Consider the following 430-nt stretch of genomic DNA (forward strand, 5'->3'; position numbering starts at 1 on the left):
GGACTTCCCATTGCCAACATTTGTCCCCGGTGATCACACAGAAAAATGCTGTTGGTGGTTTTTGCCTTTTTTCTACCCTGATAGCCTAGCTTTTCACCTCCCATTCGGCTTGGGGTGTGGCTGCCGTACAACTGAACGCTTGACATCTCCAATTTTCTTTTATTAAGAAGCAAAAGACCTACCCATGCCTTTCTGAAAGAGCCATCTTTGCTCCATTTATTGAAATAATAGTAAATGCTTTGCCAGCAGATTTTCTCTTTGACAAAGTATTCTTTCAAACTTAATTCACGCCACTGACAGCCCGTTTTCAGGCGTTTTACAATAAGCTGAATTATTTTTACCAGATCATATCTCGTCGAAAAGCCTCTTTTTCCTTTGCTTAAATGAGGTAAAATCCATTGTTCTATTTTATCTTTGCTGATGAGTTCCA

At 39.8% G+C, this 430-nt stretch carries 1 protein-coding gene; it reads right to left on the reverse strand.

Annotated elements, in window-relative coordinates; genetic code table 11:
* Positions 1 to 430 (reverse strand): transposase (locus GNY06_RS00360; RefSeq protein ID WP_166518314.1); only part of this gene is annotated, 430 nt, incomplete at both ends.

It is taken from the genome of Elizabethkingia argenteiflava, from assembly GCF_009904105.1.
Classification (GTDB): Bacteria; Bacteroidota; Bacteroidia; order Flavobacteriales; family Weeksellaceae; genus Elizabethkingia; species Elizabethkingia argenteiflava.